The sequence below is a fragment of the Plantibacter flavus genome, assembly GCF_900177615.1.
GTDB classification, from domain to species: domain Bacteria; phylum Actinomycetota; class Actinomycetes; order Actinomycetales; family Microbacteriaceae; genus Plantibacter; species Plantibacter flavus.
In genome coordinates, this window is the sequence record NZ_FXAP01000003.1 from 88,895 (window position 1) to 105,499 (window position 16,605).

General features: G+C 70.1%; 18 protein-coding genes. 9 read left to right on the forward strand and 9 right to left on the reverse strand.

Annotation, left to right across the window (positions count from 1 at the left end; genetic code table 11):
- Window positions 1-189: 189 nt before the first annotated feature.
- From B9Y95_RS10385 to B9Y95_RS10400, 4 genes are all read left to right on the forward strand, one after another.
- Window positions 190-1,848, forward strand: coding sequence for an ATP-binding protein (locus B9Y95_RS10385; protein WP_085511818.1), 1,659 nt, complete (start codon window positions 190-192; stop codon window positions 1,846-1,848).
- Window positions 1,845-2,552: a response regulator gene (locus B9Y95_RS10390; protein WP_085511819.1), complete on the forward strand. Its 708-nt coding sequence runs from the start codon at window positions 1,845-1,847 to the stop codon at window positions 2,550-2,552. The genes B9Y95_RS10385 and B9Y95_RS10390 overlap by 4 nt, the downstream gene beginning before the upstream one ends.
- 163 nt (window positions 2,553-2,715) lie before the next feature.
- Window positions 2,716-3,573, forward strand: a complete 858-nt coding sequence (locus B9Y95_RS10395) for a DUF4097 family beta strand repeat-containing protein (protein ID WP_085511820.1) — start codon at window positions 2,716-2,718, stop codon at window positions 3,571-3,573.
- Window positions 3,570-4,199, forward strand: a complete 630-nt coding sequence (locus B9Y95_RS10400) for a PadR family transcriptional regulator (RefSeq protein ID WP_085511821.1) — start codon at window positions 3,570-3,572, stop codon at window positions 4,197-4,199. The genes B9Y95_RS10395 and B9Y95_RS10400 overlap by 4 nt, the downstream gene beginning before the upstream one ends.
- 87 nt (window positions 4,200-4,286) lie before the next feature.
- On the opposite strand, the gene B9Y95_RS10405 is transcribed toward B9Y95_RS10400, so the two are convergent.
- Entirely contained in the window at window positions 4,287-4,793 is a 507-nt protein-coding gene (locus B9Y95_RS10405) for a septum formation family protein (RefSeq protein ID WP_229940073.1), read from the reverse strand.
- A 261-nt stretch (window positions 4,794-5,054) separates the two neighbouring features.
- Between B9Y95_RS10405 and B9Y95_RS10410 the strand changes: the two genes are divergently transcribed.
- Window positions 5,055-7,058, forward strand: coding sequence for an APC family permease (locus tag B9Y95_RS10410; protein ID WP_085511822.1), 2,004 nt, complete (start codon window positions 5,055-5,057; stop codon window positions 7,056-7,058).
- Between the two features lie 59 nt (window positions 7,059-7,117).
- A complete protein-coding gene (locus B9Y95_RS10415; RefSeq protein WP_079001460.1) occupies window positions 7,118-7,408 on the forward strand; it encodes a hypothetical protein in 291 nt (96 codons plus the stop codon).
- Between the two features lie 69 nt (window positions 7,409-7,477).
- On the opposite strand, the gene crcB is transcribed toward B9Y95_RS10415, so the two are convergent.
- Genes crcB through B9Y95_RS10435 form a run of 4 tightly spaced genes read right to left on the reverse strand, consistent with a single transcriptional unit; the run spans window position 7,478 to window position 9,399 of the window.
- Window positions 7,478-7,858, reverse strand: a complete 381-nt coding sequence (gene crcB / locus B9Y95_RS10420; protein ID WP_085511823.1) for a fluoride efflux transporter CrcB — start codon at window positions 7,856-7,858, stop codon at window positions 7,478-7,480.
- On the reverse strand, window positions 7,855-8,289 hold the full coding sequence (locus B9Y95_RS10425) for a fluoride efflux transporter FluC (RefSeq protein WP_412458822.1): 435 nt from the start codon (window positions 8,287-8,289) through the stop codon (window positions 7,855-7,857). The genes crcB and B9Y95_RS10425 overlap by 4 nt, the downstream gene beginning before the upstream one ends.
- Window positions 8,286-8,810: a universal stress protein gene (locus B9Y95_RS10430; protein ID WP_085511825.1), complete on the reverse strand. Its 525-nt coding sequence runs from the start codon at window positions 8,808-8,810 to the stop codon at window positions 8,286-8,288. The genes B9Y95_RS10425 and B9Y95_RS10430 overlap by 4 nt, the downstream gene beginning before the upstream one ends.
- Window positions 8,811-8,814: 4 nt before the next feature.
- Complete coding sequence (locus B9Y95_RS10435; RefSeq protein ID WP_085511826.1) at window positions 8,815-9,399, reverse strand: HhH-GPD-type base excision DNA repair protein; 585 nt, start codon at window positions 9,397-9,399, stop codon at window positions 8,815-8,817.
- A 207-nt stretch (window positions 9,400-9,606) separates the two neighbouring features.
- Between B9Y95_RS10435 and B9Y95_RS10440 the strand changes: the two genes are divergently transcribed.
- Together B9Y95_RS10440 and B9Y95_RS10445 are read left to right on the forward strand one after the other, a co-directional pair.
- Window positions 9,607-9,822 carry a DUF3073 domain-containing protein gene (locus B9Y95_RS10440; protein WP_064294210.1) on the forward strand — a complete coding sequence of 72 codons (216 nt, stop codon included), beginning with the start codon at window positions 9,607-9,609 and terminating at the stop codon, window positions 9,820-9,822.
- Window positions 9,823-9,956: 134 nt separating this feature from the next.
- Window positions 9,957-11,147: a 2TM domain-containing protein gene (locus B9Y95_RS10445; RefSeq protein WP_085511827.1), complete on the forward strand. Its 1,191-nt coding sequence runs from the start codon at window positions 9,957-9,959 to the stop codon at window positions 11,145-11,147.
- Between the two features lie 69 nt (window positions 11,148-11,216).
- Here B9Y95_RS10445 and purF read toward each other — a convergent pair whose 3' ends face one another.
- The 3 genes from purF to B9Y95_RS20840 form a co-directional block, all read right to left on the reverse strand.
- Window positions 11,217-12,674 carry an amidophosphoribosyltransferase gene (purF, locus tag B9Y95_RS10450; RefSeq protein WP_085511828.1) on the reverse strand — a complete coding sequence of 486 codons (1,458 nt, stop codon included), beginning with the start codon at window positions 12,672-12,674 and terminating at the stop codon, window positions 11,217-11,219.
- A gap of 70 nt (window positions 12,675-12,744) precedes the next feature.
- Window positions 12,745-13,857, reverse strand: a complete 1,113-nt coding sequence (gene purM / locus B9Y95_RS10455) for a phosphoribosylformylglycinamidine cyclo-ligase (protein WP_085511829.1) — start codon at window positions 13,855-13,857, stop codon at window positions 12,745-12,747.
- The gene (locus B9Y95_RS20840; protein WP_200811390.1) at window positions 13,854-14,333 is read right to left on the reverse strand and encodes a DUF2273 domain-containing protein; all 480 of its coding nucleotides are present in this window, start codon (window positions 14,331-14,333) and stop codon (window positions 13,854-13,856) included. The genes purM and B9Y95_RS20840 overlap by 4 nt, the downstream gene beginning before the upstream one ends.
- Before the next feature lie 84 nt (window positions 14,334-14,417).
- Here B9Y95_RS20840 and zapE point away from each other — a divergent pair, with 84 nt between their 5' ends.
- Window positions 14,418-15,566, forward strand: a complete 1,149-nt coding sequence (gene zapE, locus B9Y95_RS10465; protein ID WP_159453385.1) for an AFG1/ZapE family ATPase — start codon at window positions 14,418-14,420, stop codon at window positions 15,564-15,566.
- Between the two features lie 6 nt (window positions 15,567-15,572).
- On the opposite strand, the gene B9Y95_RS10470 is transcribed toward zapE, so the two are convergent.
- Complete coding sequence (locus B9Y95_RS10470; RefSeq protein ID WP_085511831.1) at window positions 15,573-16,577, reverse strand: NAD-dependent epimerase/dehydratase family protein; 1,005 nt, start codon at window positions 16,575-16,577, stop codon at window positions 15,573-15,575.
- Between the last annotated feature and the right edge of the window lie 28 nt (window positions 16,578-16,605).

Genomic DNA, 16,605 nt, shown 5'->3' on the forward strand with positions numbered 1-16,605 from the left:
TTTCGTCGGCCGCGTCAGTGCGGCAGCGGGTGGTCGATCGACCCATGCTGCGACCGCCCCGCCGGATCGACCGGGTTGTGGTCGTAGTGACCGCTTGTGGTCGTACTGGTCACGGTCGGCGACGCCTGACGCCCTCGTCACCCCCGATACTTGAGGGGTCGACGCGACGGAGCAGACGGAGGTGACGCGATGGCCGGTCGGTCCAGGAGCATCGCCTCGCGGCTCTTCCTCGTGCAGCTCGTCGCGGTCGTCGCGATGACGCTCGTCGCCGGTGTCCTGCTCTGGTTCCAGGCCCGCACCGAGACCGAGGACCGCGCGGTCGCGAAGTGCCTCGACGTCGCGAACAGCGTCGCGGACAACCCCTACGTCGTCGCACAACTCGGCTCGGATCGCCCGTCGGACGCACTCCAGCCCTACGCCGAGGCACTCATGCGCGACACCGGTGTCGACTTCGTGACGATCATGGCTCCGGATCGCACGCGGTACACGCATCGCGAGCGCGACCAGATCGGCAAGCCGTTCATCGGCACCATCGGACCGGCGCTCGAGGGACGGACCTTCACCGAGACGTACACGGGCACGCTCGGCCCCTCGGTCCGCGCCGTCGCACCCATCCGTGACGACGCCGGCGAGGTCGTCGCCCTCGTCGCCGCGGGGGTCACGGTCAGCAACGTGTCCGAGACCTTCGAGACCCGGGTTCCGTGGTTGCTCGGAACGGCCCTGCTCGTGCTCGTCATCGGCGCGATCGGCTCCTGGACGCTCCGCCGCTACCTCGCACGGGTCACCGGTTCGCGCGGACCGGAGGACCTCGCCAGGATGTTCGACTACTACGAGTCGGTGCTCCACTCGGTGCGGGAGGGTCTCGTCCTCGTGGACCGCCACCGCCGTCTCGTGCTCGTCAACGACCAGGCGGCCGAGCTCCTCGGGCTGCCCCTCGGCGAGCGTTCCGCGGGAGCGCTGCAGGTCGACGAGCTGCCGATCGACGCCGGCCTGCGGGAGCTCCTCGCGAGCGGGCGCCAGGCCGTCGACGAGATCCACCTCACGCGCGACCACGTGCTCGTCGTGAACCAGGAGTCGGCGGTCGGTCCGGGCGAGACGGCGGGCCCGCACCCGCGAGGGTGGGTGATGACGCTGCGCGACCACACCGAGATCGAACACCTGAGCGGCGAGCTGGCCTCGATGCGGACGATGAGCGACGCCCTGCGCTCGCAGACCCACGAGTTCGCGAACCGGCTGCACACGATCGTCTCGCTCATCGAGCTCGACCGGCGGGAGGAGGCGCTCGACCTCGCCGCGCAGGGCCTCGGAGCGAGTCAGCGGTTGACCGATCGCGTGCTCGCGGCGGAGCAGGAGCCGGTGATCTCTGCCCTGCTCCTCGGCAAGACGGCGCAGGCGGCTGAGCAGGGGGTCGAGCTGCACCTCGAGAGCGACCCCGCGCTCGGACGCGTGCGCGTCGACCCGGCCGTGATCGTCACCATCCTCGGCAACCTCATCGACAACGCGATCGACGCGGCGTCCGGCGACCGCCCCTGGGTGGAGGTCTACCTCGGGCAGGGACTGCCGGACGAGCTCGGGGCCGGGCGGTCCGCCGACGCCGCGACGACGGAGCTCGTGATCCAGGTGACCGACAGCGGACCGGGCCTGCCCCAGGAGGCGCTCGACCTCGCCTTCGTGCGCGGCTGGTCGACGAAAGAGCCCGGCCGATACGGCCGGGGGTTCGGTCTCGCGCTGGTCCAGCAGGCGGTGACACGGCTCGGCGGCACGATCGAGGTCGTCCGCCAGCCGTCCTCGGCGTTCGTCGTGACGCTGCCGGCCGCGGTCGGCGTACGGGACGAGGTAGGCACATGAGCGAGCGCATCCGGGTTCTGGTCGTCGAGGACGAACCGATCGCCCAGCAGGCCCATGCGTCCTACCTGCGCCGTGTGGAGGGCTTCGAACTCGCCGCCGTGGCGGGCGATGCGGCCACCGCGATGCAGGCGCTGCGGGCAGCTGCGGCCCACCGCTCCCCCGACGACCGGATCGACCTCGTCCTGCTCGACCTCAATCTGCCGGACGCGCACGGTCTCGAGCTGTGCCGACGCATCCGGACGGCGGGTATCGACGTCGACGTCATCGCCATCACCGCTGCCCGTGATCTCCGGATCGTCCGAGCGGCGGTCTCGGCGGGCGTCGTCCAGTACCTCATCAAACCGTTCGCGTTCCCCGCGTTCGCCGACAAGCTGGAGGCGTATCGCTCCTTCCGGCACACGATGTCGGCGGAGGGCTCGGTGGCGAGCCAGCACGAGGTGGACCTCACGCTCGCCACGCTGCGAGCGCCGTCCTCCCGCCCGCAGTTGGCGAAGGGACTCTCGGAGGACACCCTGCGTCTGGTCTCGGACTTGTTGCGGCAGGCGACCGGACCGCTGTCCGCGAGCGAAGCGGCAGCCGCCGGGTCCCTGTCGCGGGTGACGGCCAGGCGCTACCTCGAATACCTCGCCGAGACGGGCGCCGTCGAGCGGTCGCCGCGCTATGGCACTCCGGGGCGCCCGGAGCTCGAGTACCGCTGGCGGTGAGGCCGCGGCTCGCACGCCGCTCGTGTCGACACCTTGGTCGTGCGAATCAGGGTCGACTCAGGGTGATCCCGGAGGTTCCAGGGGTTGCCACGCGCCGAGACGCGATATATCGTGAATTCCAGTTCAACGCGATATATCGCGATCACTCGGAAGGAACCGCACCATGGCACAAGAGAAGTGGATCATCGCTCCCGGCGAGAGCCGCATCATCGACCTCGAGCTCGTCAGACGGCTCAAGGTCAGCCTCATCGGCGGGCAGATCGACATCATCGGACACGATGAGCCGGGCGCACGCATCGAAGTGTCGGGCGTCACCGGCAAGGACCTCAAGATCACCATCGACGGCGACGTCGCCGAGATCGACCACCCGCAGCTGCGCTGGGACAACTTCCTCGAGGTGTTCTCGAATTTCGGCGCCAAGCGGGCCACAGCCCAGGTGAGCGTCCTCGTCCCCCGCGACATCGCTCTGACGTTCGGCGTCGTGAGCGCCAGCGGCCTCGTCGCAGGCCTCACCGCCGACGCCAAGCTCAACACGGTTTCCGGCGACCTCGTGGCAGACCGGATGACCGGTCGACTCGACCTCAACTCCGTGAGCGGCGAGCTCACGGTCCAGAACCACACGGGTCGTATCCAGGCGCACACGGTCTCGGGCGACGTCACCGTCTCCGGCGACATCACGCGTGCCTCGATCGACGGCGTCTCCTCCGACCTGCTCCTCGACATCCACGGTGCGTGCGAGCAGCTCGACCTGAACACCGTGAGCGGCGCGATCACGGTCCGCCTCGACGAGGAGCTCGCCGCGCGCTACACGGCGAACTCGGTCGGCGGCCGCCTGGCGATCGACGGCGTCGTCCTCAAGGGACTGCGCGGTGGCGGGTACAACTCGCACACCGGCGCTCTGTCCGGACAGTTCGCCGAGGTGCGCGTGAACACCGTCGGCGGCGCGGTGACCGTCCTCCGCCGCCCGGCCGCCGAGCCGGCGGGCGCGGCCACGACCGCGGGGAGCGAGGCAGGCGCATGAGCCCCGTCTTCGCCCACGGCAGCCTGCGGCTGTACCTCCTGAGCCTGCTCGACGAGTCGCCGAAGCACGGCTACGAACTCATCCAGGCCCTCACCGACCGGAGCGGTGGCACCTACAGCCCGAGCGCCGGCACCATCTACCCGCGCCTCGCGAAGCTCGAGGAGGAGGGACTCGTCACGAAGACGAGCGACGGCCGGAAGACCGTCTACGAGATCACCGAGGCGGGCCGGGCCGAGCTCGCGGCACGGGCGGGCGAGCTCGACGGCATCGAGGACCAGCTCACCGACTCCGTCCGGCGCATCGCCGACGAGGTCCGCAGCGGGGTCACAGCGGCCATGAAGAGCCTCCGGGCCGATCTCGCCTCAGCCGCGCGCGAGGCGAAGCAGTCCGCGAAGCCCGGTCCGAGCTGGACGTCGACCACCGAGGAGCAGGCCGACCAGCAGGTGCAGGGTCGCCTGGCGCTCCACGAGACGGACGTGTCGATCAACGAGTTCCGGCAGGCGGTCCGAGCCGAACTCCGCGAGCACGTCGCCCGAGGAGGCGCGCTCGACGACGACACCGTGTCGGCCCTGCGTGCCGACCTCGTCGCCGTCCGCGACCGCCTGCGGGAGCGCCTGCAGGGCTGACCACCCCGACACGCAGGCCGAGACACGGAACCGCCCGACCCCTCACGGGAGTCGGGCGGTTCCGTCGATGCAGCGCGTGCAGGCGGTCTAACGCGCTGCACCGGCCAGCGAGCCCGTGGTCGCCGCGGAGTCGTAGATCACGCAGGTGACGAGCCGGTCGTCCACCCCGTTCCAGCTGGCCTCGGTCGGCGTGTAGTAGTTGAACTCGAGCGAGGAGTCCTCGTAGACGATCCCGACGAACGCCTGGAACTGCGCGTAGCAACCGTCGTCGGCCTGCTGCGTGACGGCCTCCTCGCCGGGCCACTCGTCGCCGGTCAGCGTGACCTCGCCGTACACCTCGTACTGGTGCGGCTCGGAACAGGGCACGGTCGGCACCTCTGTGACCTCGTCGGACGACGACTCGTCGTTCAGGCAGTCGCCGACCGAGAGGGTGAAGACGTCCGTGGTGCCTCCACCGACGATCTCGCCGGACTGCGCGTCCCGGGTCTCGGCGGGCTTCGGGAGGATGCCCTCCACGACACTGCATCCGGAGAGCGTCAGGGCCGCGGCGAGGGCGGCGAGGGCGAGCGGGAGGAGACGACGGCGAGCGGTCACGATGAGGGTCCTTGAGGTGGGTGGTCGATCACGAGCGACTGTCCGGGCTCACAGCCAGGCAACAGCCGTCGATCAGGATATTGGTCGACCGTCCTGGTCCGCCACTCCCCCGCTCGATGAACACTGCGTCACGGTCGGGTGACGATGCCTGTCCATCCAGCTCATCCCCGCTTGACTCCGGTTACCGAAGGAGTAATATCGCCGCTCGTGACAACTGAGGGTCGAGAGCCCGGGACAGAACCACGATCGGCAAAACGCTGGTTGATCGGGGACCCGCTGCCGACCGAGAACCTGGAGGGCCAGCTCCTCCCCAAACGCCTCGCGCTGCCGATCTTCGCGAGCGACGCACTGTCGAGTGTGGCGTACGCGCCGCAGGAACTCCTCATGATCCTGACGCTCGGCGGGCTCGCCTTCCTGAGCTTCGCGCCGTGGGTGGCGGCGTGCGTCGTGATCCTGCTCGTCGTGGTCGTCGCGAGCTACCGACAGCTCATCAAGGCGTACCCGTCGGGTGGTGGCGACTACGAGGTCGCCCACCGGAACCTCGGCGAGAAGGCCGGCCTCGTGGTCGCCTCAGCGCTCCTCGTCGACTACGTCCTCACGGTCGCCGTGTCGGTGGCCTCGGGCGTCGACAACATCATCTCCGCGATCCCCGGGCTGAACCCCTGGCGCGTCGAGCTGGCCGTGGGGTTCGTCCTCGTCCTCATGGCCGTGAACCTGCGCGGTGTCCGCGAGTCGAGCAAGGCCTTCGCGATCCCCACCTACTTCTTCATCGCGAGCGTGCTCGTCATGATCGTCGCGGGACTCGCCCGCACGTTCATGGGCGACGCCCCGGTCGCCTCGAGCGCCGAGTTCACCGTGCAGGGCGAGAGCCTGACCCAGGCGGCGTTCATCCTGCTCCTCCTGCGCGCCTTCTCCTCCGGTTGTTCTGCGCTCACCGGTGTCGAAGCGGTCTCGAACGGCGTCCCCGCGTTCCGCCGCCCGCAGATCAAGAACGCCCAGAAGACGCTGGTCCTCATGGGCGGCACCGCGATCGTGCTGTTCGTCGGTCTCACCGCGCTCGCCCTCATCTCCCGGGTGCACTACGCCGAGAACGCCTGTCACCTCGAAGGGTTCGCGGACTGCGCGACGACGCCGCAGCCGAGCCTCATGGCGCAGGTCGCGACCGCCGTCTTCGGCGCGAACAGCATCCCGTTCTTCCTCATCCAGGCGGCGACCGCGTGCGTCCTGCTCCTCGCGGCCAACACGGCGTTCAACGGCTTCCCGCTGCTCGGCGCCGTCCTCGCGCGCGACTCCTACGCCCCCAAGTCGCTCAACACGCGCGGCGACCGCCTCGTGTTCTCGAACGGCATGATCATCCTGGGTCTCGCCGCATGCGCGATCCTCGTGGTCTACCAGGCGAACCTCACCCAGCTCATCCAGCTGTACATCATCGGGGTGTTCGTGTCGTTCACGCTCGGCCAGACGGGCATGGTGAAGCACTGGCTGCGGATGCTGCGGGAGGGCTGCGACAACCGCGGCTCCGTCTACCGCGGACTCGCGATCAACGCGTTCGGCGCCCTGCTCACCGCGAGCGTCCTCATCGTCGTGACGATCACCAAGTTCACCCACGGCGCCTGGCTGGTCTTCGTGCTCATGCCGATCCTCTTCGTCCTCATGCTCGGCGTGAACCGCTACTACCGCGACGTCGAGAAGGAGGTCGAGGTCGACCCGACCACGACCTTCGGCGCGACCGGCGACCACGCGATCGTCCTCGTCGGGAAGATGCAGAAGCCGATCCTCAAGGCGCTGGACTACGCGATCGCCGCCAAGCACGACAGTCTCGAAGCGGTCCACATGTCGATCGACCCGGAGGCCACGAAGCTGCTCGAGCAGCAGTGGATCGAACAGAACATCCACGTGCCGCTCGTCATCCTCGAGTCGCCGTACCGCGAGTTCGCGATGCCGCTCGCGAAGTACATCAAGGCGCACCGTGCCGAGCACGGCGCCGAGGTCGTGACGGTCTACATGCCGCAGTACATCGTCGGGCACTGGTGGGAGAGCCTCCTCCACAACCGGCGGGCGTCGCGGATCCGCAACCAGATCATGCTCGTCCACGGGGTGACCGTCGCTCTCGTGCCGTGGCTGCTCGACTCCTCGGAGCTCATCTACGGCCGCCGGTCCCGTCCGCTGCCCGGCCAGGAGCGACGTGGTGAAATCGTCCGCGTCAAGAAGCCGATCGAGCGGAAGCCGCACATCGACCGCAACACAGGGCAGCCCCGCTCCTGACCGACCACGCGCTCCGGCGACGGCGTGAGGGGGTCGTCGCAGACTGACAGACTGGTGACATGTTCACCTGGGGTCTCTCGCTGCTGTTCCTCGCGGCCGTCTTCGGGACGCTGTCGATGGTCCGCCTCATCGCCGCGAACCCCGACTCGCCGCTGCCGATGTGGCAGGGTCGCCCGCAGCGGCTCCCGCAGTTCACGATCATCCTGCGCGGGCTGTCGGGCGGACTCGGCGTCTTCGGGGTCTTCCTGCTCTGGTCCGAGATCGGCTTCTGGAGCATCCTGCTGCTCGTCGTCGCCCTCGGGATCCCGATCGTGCTGAACCTCCGGCACAACCGCCGCTTCGAGGCATAGCCGCCGTGTTCGTTCGCCCATCTTCGGGCGAACGAACGCTCATTCGCCCATAGTTGGGCGAACGAGCGGCTACGCGAGGAGCGAACCGAGCCCGTAGCCGACCAGGGCAGCGACGACGGACGCGACGAGCATGCCCAACGCGTTCGCCAGTCCGGCCCGGGAACGTCCGTCGTGGAGCAGCCGGACGGTCTCGATGCTCGCGGTGCTGAACGTCGTGTATCCACCGAGCAGCCCGCCACCGAGGACGAGCCGCCACGCCTCATCGACGACCCCGCCGAGGGCCAGCGCGGTGACGAGGCCGAGCAGCAGCGACCCACTGACGTTGATCACGGTCGTGCCCCAGGGGTACGCACCACCCACACGGGAGCGGATGAGGCCGTCGACGACGAAGCGGGCCGCGGCGCCGACACCGCCGGCCGCCGCGATCGCGAGGAACAGCCAGGGGGTCATGAGCGGCCACCGCCGATCCGTCGGGCGAGGACGACGCCGCCCCAGCTCGCGAGGGCGCCCAGCACGACGCTCCCCACCGCGTACAGCACCCCCACGAGGGCGCTCCCCTCGATGAGGAGGACACTGCTGTCGGCGGCCAGCGCGCTGTACGTCGTGAAACCGCCGAGGACGCCGGTGCCGAGGAAGAGGCGGAGATCGCGTCGACGGCCGGCGTCGGGCCCGCGTCGGAGGAGCGACTCGAGGAGGAGACCGAGCAGGAAGGCGCCGACGACGTTGATGCCGAGGATGGCCACGGGGACACCACCGACGGGCGGGATCGCGAGGGAGATCGCCTCGCGGGCGCCCGTCCCGATCGCGCCACCGAGCGCGACCATCGCGATCGTGGCGGGTTGCAGGTGCGGAGCCCGTGTCCCCGTCGGAGCGGCCGTCACCGCAGGTCGCCGGCGGGGGCGTCCCAGAGGGGTTCGTCGGTGGCGCTCGGCGCGAGTGGGACCACGATCACCGGACGCGCCTGCCTGTGGGCGAGCGTCGCGGCGACGGAACCGTTGAAGAACTCGAGGATGCCCTTGCGGAGGCCGCGCTCCCGGGTCCCGACGATGATCGCCCGCGCGGACACCGAATCGGCGAGTCGTCCGAGCGCACGCGCCGGGTCGCCGGCGAGCTGGGTCAGCTCCCACACGACATCGGTGTCGTCGAGCAGGCGGTGCGCCGTCGCCTCCAGGGCGGGATCGGCGGGCTCCGGGTCGAAGTCGTGCAGATCGGCGTCGAACGGGAGCGAGGTGACGGTGCCGTCGACGTTCTCGACAACGACGAACCGACTCGCATCGACGTGGGCGAGCACGAGTCGGCAGGCGAAGGCCTGCGCGAACGACGCCGCCTCGACGAGCACGGTGTCGGGCTGCCCCGGCGTGACGCCGACCACGATCGCGTTGGCCCGCTGCTCGTCGCTCATGTCGTCACTCCCCCTTCGCGCGCTTCGCGGCGGCCTTGGCCGCCTGCTTCGCCGCCCGCACCTGCGCGAGCGACTCCGGGTCGACGATGTCGGCGACGGACCGGAGACTGCCGTCCTCGCCGTAGGGCGCCGAGGCCTTCCGCCAGTCGGCCGCGTCGAGCCCGTACTGCTTGCCGAGGAGCGCGAGGAAGATCTTCGCCTTCTGCTCACCGAACCCCGGCAGGGCGAGCAGGCGCTTCAGGATCTCCGGGCCGTCGGGCGCGTCGCGCGTCCAGATCGCCTCCGCGTCGCCGTCCCAGTCGTCGACGATCGCGGCGCAGAGCCCCTGCACCCGGCCGGCCATGGACCCCGGGAACCGGTGCACGGCGGGGCTCGTCTTGAAGAGGGAGGCGAACGCCTCGGGTTCTTCCCGCGCGATGGCGGCCGCGTCGAAGGAACCGAGGCGGTCGCTGATCTTCAGCGGGCCGGCGAACGCGGTCTCCATCGGCACCTGCTGATCGAGCAGCATGCCGACGAGCAGGGCGAGCGGGTCGGTCGACAACAGGCGGTCGGCGTCCGTGTCTCCGGTGATGTGCAGGGTTCCGGTCATGGGTCCATCGTCCCACCACTCCGCGTCCTGGCCCAGTCCCGTTCCGTCGCGGCGTCGGCATCGGCGCCCGGCAGACCGTCCCCGTACGAGCGCCCCGTCCACGGGCGGCATGGTAAGCTCAACGCTAGTCTTTATCGTTCCCTGGTAGGCGAAAGCCCCGGACGCCCCGCAAGCGCGGCCGGTCAGAAAATCATGAGGGGGTCTCGCATGGGTCGTGGCCGTCAAAAGGCAAAGCACACGAAGATCGCTCGTGAGCTCAAGTCGTTCAGCCCGGACGTGAACTACAACGCGCTCGAGCGCGAGCTCACGGGGCACTCCGTCGACCACCCGGGCACGGGCGTCGACGAGAGCTACGACGACGAGATCGCCAAGTGGGCTGAATACGCCGAGAAGTACGCCGACGGTGAGGCGAAGGGCGCGTAGGCGCGCCCTTCCCACCGTTCCGGCGCGCGCCAGCATCGGCGGTTCGCCGTCGCTCCAGCACCTCGCGTCTGGGTGATCTCCCAGACGAGTGACGGCAAATGGAGTTCTCGCTGGGCGGAGACTAGCCTGGACGGATGAACACCGACGAACTCCGCGTTGCCGCCAAGAAGCGCCTGAAGGCGCAGCACGATTTCAAGCAGTTTCTCGCCGTCTGGGGTGCGGTCTCCGTCCTCTTGATCGTCATCTGGCTCCTCACCGGTGCCTGGGGATACTTCTGGCCGATCTGGCCGATCTTCGTGATGGGCATCGCCCTGGTCTTCGTCGGACTCGACGCCTACGGTCCGTCCAAGCACATCACCGAGGACGCCGTCGACGCCGAGGTCGCGCGCCTCGTGAACCAGCAGCAGCAGCGCGCTGCCGCTCGCGAGGCCGCCTCGCAGCCGAACCCCGCGCAGGCACCGTACGCCGGTCAGAGCGGTTACGAGCAGCACCCGTACCAGGCGGGCCAGACCGGCCAGGCGCCGGTGTACGACCCCGCCCAGTACGGACAGACCACCGCCTACGACACCTCGCAGTATGCGGGTGGCCAGACCGGCGGCTACGGCACGCAGCAGGCCCAGCAGGGCACTCAGGCGACGCAGCAGTACGGCGCCTACCAGGCCCCGTCGGCGGAGGCTCCGGCCCCTGAGGCGCCGGCGGCGGAGCCGACTTCGGACTGGGTGCGCGCCGCCGAGCCCACCCCGACCCAGCAGTTCGCCGCGGTCTTCTCCGGCACCGACCGCGCACCCGAGGCCGCCGCCGCACCGGACACCTCCGCTGAACCGGCCGAGTCGATCGTCCTCGAGTCGACGTCCACCGGCGACGCCGAGACCGTCGCAGCCGCCGCCGACGAGACCGAGGCCCGCCTCGCGAACGACGAGACCGGCCCCGCCGACACGACCGGACGCGACGAGACCGTGTCGGCCACTGCACCGGCCGTGGCCGTGAGCGCGCCCCGCACCTCGACCAGCCGGTCGACGACGACGCGTTCGACGACGACCCGGAAGCCCGCCGCCAAGACGACCACGGCGGCGACGGCCGCGGGCACCACCGTCCGCAAGACGAGCTCGACGCGCGCCACCACCGGTTCGACGACGCCGAAGGCTGCAGCGGCGAAGACCACGACGCCGAAGGCCGCAGCCACGAAGGCACCGACGACGAAGACGACGGGCGCCGCAGCGAAGCCGGCCACCGCGAAGGCACCGGCGAAGCCGCGCACGACGAAGCCGAAGGCGGCCCCCGCGGCCACGCCGGCGCCGCTCGAGCAGCCCGGTACGCCGGAGTAGCAGTCGGTTCCTGAACGACGAAGCGCGCGATCCCCTCAGGGCTCGCGCGCTTCGTCGTTCAGGCGGTACTCAGGAGAGCTGCGAGCGCTCCACCCACTCGAGGTACTCCTCGGAGACGGTACCGGTGACGTACTCGCCGGTGAAGCAGCTCATCTCGAGGTCGCTGATGCCGGAGCCCTCGAGGATGGCGGCCTTCATGTCGGCGACCTCCTGGTAGATGAGGTTGTCGGCGCCCAGCTCGCGGGCGATGTCGGGAATCTTCTTGCCGTGTGCGACGAGCTCCTGGCGGGACGGCATGTTGATGCCGTACACGTGCGGGTAGCGGACCGGCGGTGCGGCGGAGGTGAAGGTCACCTTGTTGGCACCGGCGAGACGCGCCATGTCGACGATCTCCTTCGACGTCGTCCCGCGGACGATCGAGTCGTCGACGATGAGGATGTTCTTGCCCTTGAACTCGGAGCCCATCGCGTTGAGCTTCTGACGGACGCTCTTCTTGCGCTGCGCCTGGCCCGGCATGATGAAGGTGCGCCCGACGTACCGGTTCTTGTAGAAGCCCTCGCGGTACTCGATGCCGAGCTTCTGGGCGACCTGCATGGCCGCTGGGCGGGAGGAGTCCGGGATCGGCATGACGACATCGATGTCGCCCATCGGCGTGTACTCGGCGATGGTGTCGGCGAGCCGGTTGCCGAGACGCAGCCGGGCCTCGTAAACCGAGATGCCGTTCATGACCGAGTCGGGGCGCGCGAGGTACACGTACTCGAAGGAGCAGGGCACGAGCCGAGGGTTCTTCGCGCACTGCCGCGAGTACAGCTCACCCGACGCGGTGATGAAGACGGCCTCGCCCGGGGCGATCTCGCGGACGATCTCGTAGCCGCCGGCTTCGAGGACGAGCGACTCCGACGCGACCACCCAGTCGTTGCCGACGAGGCCCGTCTGGCGCTTGCCGAGGATGAGCGGACGGATGCCGAACGGGTCGCGGAAGGCGAGCAGGCCGTGACCCGCGATGAGGGCGATCGTCGCGTAGGAGCCCTCGACCCGCTCGTGCACGTTCTCGACGGCGTTGAACACCTGGTCGGGATCGAGGTCGAGACCGCTGATCTGCCCCTGCAGCTCCGTCGCGAGGACGTTCAGCAGCAGCTCGGTGTCGCTCGTGGAGTTCACGTGGCGACGGTCGACGTGGAACAGGTCCTTGCTGAGCTCGCGCGTGTTCGTGAGGTTGCCGTTGTGGATGAGCGTGATGCCGTAGGGCGCGTTCACGTAGAACGGCTGCGCCTCGCTCTCGTTGGCGGCGTCGCCCTTCGTCGCGTAGCGCACGTGGCCGAGGCCCATGTTGCCGAGGAGCGAGCGCATGTCGCGGGTGCGGAAGGCTTCACGCACCTGGCCCTTGGCCTTGACCATGTGGAAGGTGCTGCCGTCGGCGGTGGCGATGCCGGTGGAGTCCTGACCGCGGTGCTGGAGGAGCAGGAGGCTGTCGTAGACCTGCTGGTTGGCAGGCTCGGTTGAGACGATGCCGACGATGCCGCACATGCGTGGGGACTCCTTGGGGTTCGTGCTGGGCGAGTGACGGAACGGAGGAAGGTGTGCCGGAGCGGTGCGACTAGTCGCGGTAGGCGCCGACGAGGCGGACGGCACCGCCGTCGACCCCCTTGGCACCCTGTTCGAACGCGCTGAGGTCTGCGGCGGCGTCGCCGAGGTGCACGGTGCCGACCTGCCAGGTCGCGATCCCGTCGGCCTCGAGGGCGGCCGTGACGCCGTCGGCGACCGCCGGTGAGACGACGGCGAAGAATCCGACGCCCAGGTTCCAGGTGCCCTCGCTCGATTCGAGCGAGGATCCGGCCAGCCCGCTCAGCGTCCGGAACACCGGCGACGGGCTCCAGGTGGAGCGGTCGACCTCGGCCCAAGACCCCTTGGGCAGGACGCGCGCGAGGTTGGCGGCGATCCCTCCTCCGGTGACGTGGCTGAGCGAGTGGACGCCGCCCGCGAAGGCCGGGGTGTCGAGCAGCCGCAGGAGAGGCAGGGTGTAGAGCCGCGTCGGCTCGAGGAGGGCCTCGCCGAACGTCGTGCCGAGGTCGTCGCTGTGGTCGGCGTAGCCGACGCCCGCCTGGGCGAGGATGTGCCGCACGAGCGAGAAACCGTTCGAATGCAGGCCCGAGGACGCGAGTGCGAGGACGACGTCGCCGTCCTCGACCCGGTGCTCGCCGAGGATGGCGTCCGCTTCGACCGCACCGGTGCAGGCGCCGGCGACGTCGTAGTCGTCGACCCCGAGGAGTCCGGGGTGCTCCGCGGTCTCGCCGCCGATGAGGGCCGTCCCGGTGTCGGAGCAGGCCTGGGCGATGCCCGAGACGATGGACGCGATGCGCTCCGGGTGGACCTTGCCGCAGGCGATGTAGTCGGTCATGAAGAGCGGCTTCGCCCCGACCACGACGATGTCGTCGACGACCATGCCGACGAGGTCCTGGCCGATGGTGTCGTGCTTGTCGATGGCCTGCGCGATCGCGACCTTCGTGCCGACGCCGTCGGTCGACGTCGCGAGCAGTGGCCGACGGAAGGCGGTGAGTGCCGAGGCGTCGAACAGGCCGGCGAACCCGCCGAACCCGCCGAAGACCTCCGGGCCGTGCGTCTTCGCGACGGCGGCCTTCATGAGCTCGACGGCGCGGTCACCGGCTGCCGTGTCGACACCGGCCTCCCGGTAGCTGGTGGATGAGGTCATGACCGTCCTGAACCTTCTGCGATGGGTGGATTCGGGGGGCCGGACTCACCTGGCTCGGCACTGGCGGAACCGTTCGGTTCCGCGTCGGCCGCGGGGGTCCCGGCTGGATGCACGTCAACTCTATCCGCTGCGACGATCCGCGTCCGTCGCGCCATGGAGCGGTCGATGAGGAGACCGATGACGAGGGCGATCGCACCGAACACCACGACGCACACGAGCAGGAGGAAGCCGAACACCTGGGTGAGCGAGTAGTCGGCGCTCCCCGGGAACGCGAAGGTGAGGATGAGTGCGGCGATGATCCCGACGACGGCACCGATGACGAGGAACCGCCAGTAGCGCGGCGACCGCCGCACCGAGACCGAACCGGAGGAGTACACGGTCGCGACCTCGGTGTCGGGCTCGGTCGAGGGCGTCGGACCGGTCGGGTCGGATGGGTGCTGAGCTTCCGGTGCTGGCTGCCCGGTGGCGTCTGTCATGCCTCCATTCTCCCCCACGATCCTGGGCATCGTGAACCGACGGTGAACGACTGCCGCGCACGTGCCGACAGGTACGATCGAGCCGTGGACACGACCGGGATCGAGACGACCGATCCCGCTCCGATCCCTCCGGGCGACGCCCTGCTCTCGGCGGTCGAGTCCGCCGCCGCCGACGCCGGCTTCACGCTCGAGCCGGAGCAGCTGGAGGTTGCGAGGCGCCTGGCATCACTCCGGATCGCCGAGGATCGACCAGCAGCGCACCTGTACCTGTGGGGTGCGGCCGGGCGGGGCAAGACCTGGCTCCTCGACGCGTTCTTCGAAGCGCTCCCGACGCATCGGAGGCGTCGCGTCCACTTCCACTCCTTCTTCCGCGGACTGCACGCAGCGATCCACCGGGTCCGCACGGAGGCCGCCGACGCCGCGCGGGCGACGAGCGAGCCCGGCGCCGGGTCCCGCGCGGCGGCCGGAGCGGTGACGAACGCGGTCGAGCAAGCCGTCGACGAACTGCTCGACGAGGTGGACGTCGTACTGTTCGACGAGTTCCAGGTGCACGATCCCGGCGACGGCGCGCTCATGATCCGGCTGCTCGACGCGCTCTTCGCCCGACACGTGACCCTGTTGACGAGCTCGAACTCCGCGCCGCGGGACCTGCTGCCGGACCCGGCGTACCACCACATCTTCGAGCCCGGAATCGCCCTGATCGAGGCGAACATGCAGGTGCTCGAACTCGCCGGCTCGACCGACCACCGTCGCAGCTCCCCGGTCAGGCACGGCGACGGCTTCGCCCGCGGCAGCTGGTCCATCGCCGGCGACGCCGCGGACGCCCACCTCGCGGCACTCGGCCTCCACCGTCCGGGGCCGGCTGAGGCGACGACGCTGACGATCAGTGGCCACACGTTCCACGCGGCCGCCGCGCGTGACGGCCGCGTGTGGTTCGCCAGCGCCGAACTCATCGAGCGTCCGACCTCGGTCGGCGACTACCTCGCCTGGGCGGCGGACTACGACCGGTGGGTCCTCGACGGCCTGCCCGAGTCCCATGCCCTCACCCGGGAGGCGCGCGCCCGGTTCGTCCATCTCGTCGACGCCCTGTGCGATCTCGGCGTCGAACTCCACGTCGTGGCCACCACCGACCGGGAGACCTTCATGACCGATCCCGCCCTCGGACCGGATGGGTTCGCCCGCGACGCGGTCAGGACGCGCAGTCGGCTCGCCCTCCTCCGCGAGATCCACTGACAGCAGTCAGTTCCCGGCGAGCACGGCCCGTTCGACGGCGCGGTCCAGTCCGACGACGGGCCGGTCCGGACGCTCCGGCGCCACACCACCGAGACCCTGCAGCCACCCCCAGGTGTCGGCGACGGTCTCGGCGAGCGGACGACGACGGAGACCCGCCGCGACCGCACGCGAGACGTCACCGTGATGCATCGCGTCGGCGTCCGGTCCGGTGGGGAGCCAGACGGGCAGTTGGGTCCAGGGCTGGATCCCGGCCGCGAGCACCCGCTCCTGATCCACCCAGCGGAGGGTCGCACCTGACCCGGTCGCGGCGATGCAGGCGTCGAGCAGCTCCCCCAGCGTCGTCGCCCGTGGCTCGCTCACGACGTTGAACGCACCACTCGCGCGCGTCGAACCGGCCGTGAGGAGGAAAGCCGCGAGATCCCGCGCATCGATGTACTGGATGGGGTCGGAGGCGGCGCCGGGGGCGAGCACCTCGCCTCCCTCGGCGATCCGGGCCAGCCACCAGGGCAGTCGCCCGATGTTCTCGTGCGGGCCGAGGATGAGGCCGGCTCGCGCCAGGACCGCACGGTCGCCGAACGCCTGCACGGCGGCCAGCTCACCGCCGCGCTTGGCACGGGCGTAGTCGGCGAAGCCGTCGTCATGCGCCGACCCGTCGACGACCGGTGCATCCTCCGAAGCGCCGGCGGGGAGCGGGTCGGCGTAGACCGAACGGCTCGAGACGTACACGTAGCTCCCGACCCGGTCGGCCAGCAGCGCGGCCGCGTCGCGGACGGCGATGGGCGCCCACGACCAGGTGTCGACGACGACGTCCCACGACCCGACCCGGAGCGCGTCGAGTCCACCGGGCATCGTCCGGTCGCCGTGCAGCACGGTGACCGCGTCCGACGGCGAGGCGCGGTTCGTGCCGCGATGGAAGACGGTGACCTCCCAGCCGGCGGCGACGGCCTCGTCGACGATCGCTCGCCCGACGAACTCCGTCCCGCCCAGGACCAACAGCCGATTCGCGCTCATGCCTCCATCACAGCGCACGAGGCGGTGA

Coding starts and splice junctions, on each gene's coding strand:
- B9Y95_RS10385 (WP_085511818.1), top strand. CDS start 190: ATGGCCGGTCGGTCCAGGAGCATCGCCTCGCGGCTCTTCCTCGTGCAG.
- B9Y95_RS10390 (WP_085511819.1), top strand. CDS start 1,845: ATGAGCGAGCGCATCCGGGTTCTGGTCGTCGAGGACGAACCGATCGCC.
- B9Y95_RS10395 (WP_085511820.1), top strand. CDS start 2,716: ATGGCACAAGAGAAGTGGATCATCGCTCCCGGCGAGAGCCGCATCATC.
- B9Y95_RS10400 (WP_085511821.1), top strand. CDS start 3,570: ATGAGCCCCGTCTTCGCCCACGGCAGCCTGCGGCTGTACCTCCTGAGC.
- B9Y95_RS10415 (WP_079001460.1), top strand. CDS start 7,118: ATGTTCACCTGGGGTCTCTCGCTGCTGTTCCTCGCGGCCGTCTTCGGG.
- crcB (WP_085511823.1), bottom strand. CDS start 7,858: ATGACCCCCTGGCTGTTCCTCGCGATCGCGGCGGCCGGCGGTGTCGGC.
- B9Y95_RS10430 (WP_085511825.1), bottom strand. CDS start 8,810: ATGAGCGACGAGCAGCGGGCCAACGCGATCGTGGTCGGCGTCACGCCG.
- B9Y95_RS10435 (WP_085511826.1), bottom strand. CDS start 9,399: ATGACCGGAACCCTGCACATCACCGGAGACACGGACGCCGACCGCCTG.
- B9Y95_RS10440 (WP_064294210.1), top strand. CDS start 9,607: ATGGGTCGTGGCCGTCAAAAGGCAAAGCACACGAAGATCGCTCGTGAG.
- B9Y95_RS10445 (WP_085511827.1), top strand. CDS start 9,957: ATGAACACCGACGAACTCCGCGTTGCCGCCAAGAAGCGCCTGAAGGCG.
- purF (WP_085511828.1), bottom strand. CDS start 12,674: ATGTGCGGCATCGTCGGCATCGTCTCAACCGAGCCTGCCAACCAGCAG.
- purM (WP_085511829.1), bottom strand. CDS start 13,857: ATGACCTCATCCACCAGCTACCGGGAGGCCGGTGTCGACACGGCAGCC.
- B9Y95_RS20840 (WP_200811390.1), bottom strand. CDS start 14,333: ATGACAGACGCCACCGGGCAGCCAGCACCGGAAGCTCAGCACCCATCC.
- B9Y95_RS10470 (WP_085511831.1), bottom strand. CDS start 16,577: ATGAGCGCGAATCGGCTGTTGGTCCTGGGCGGGACGGAGTTCGTCGGG.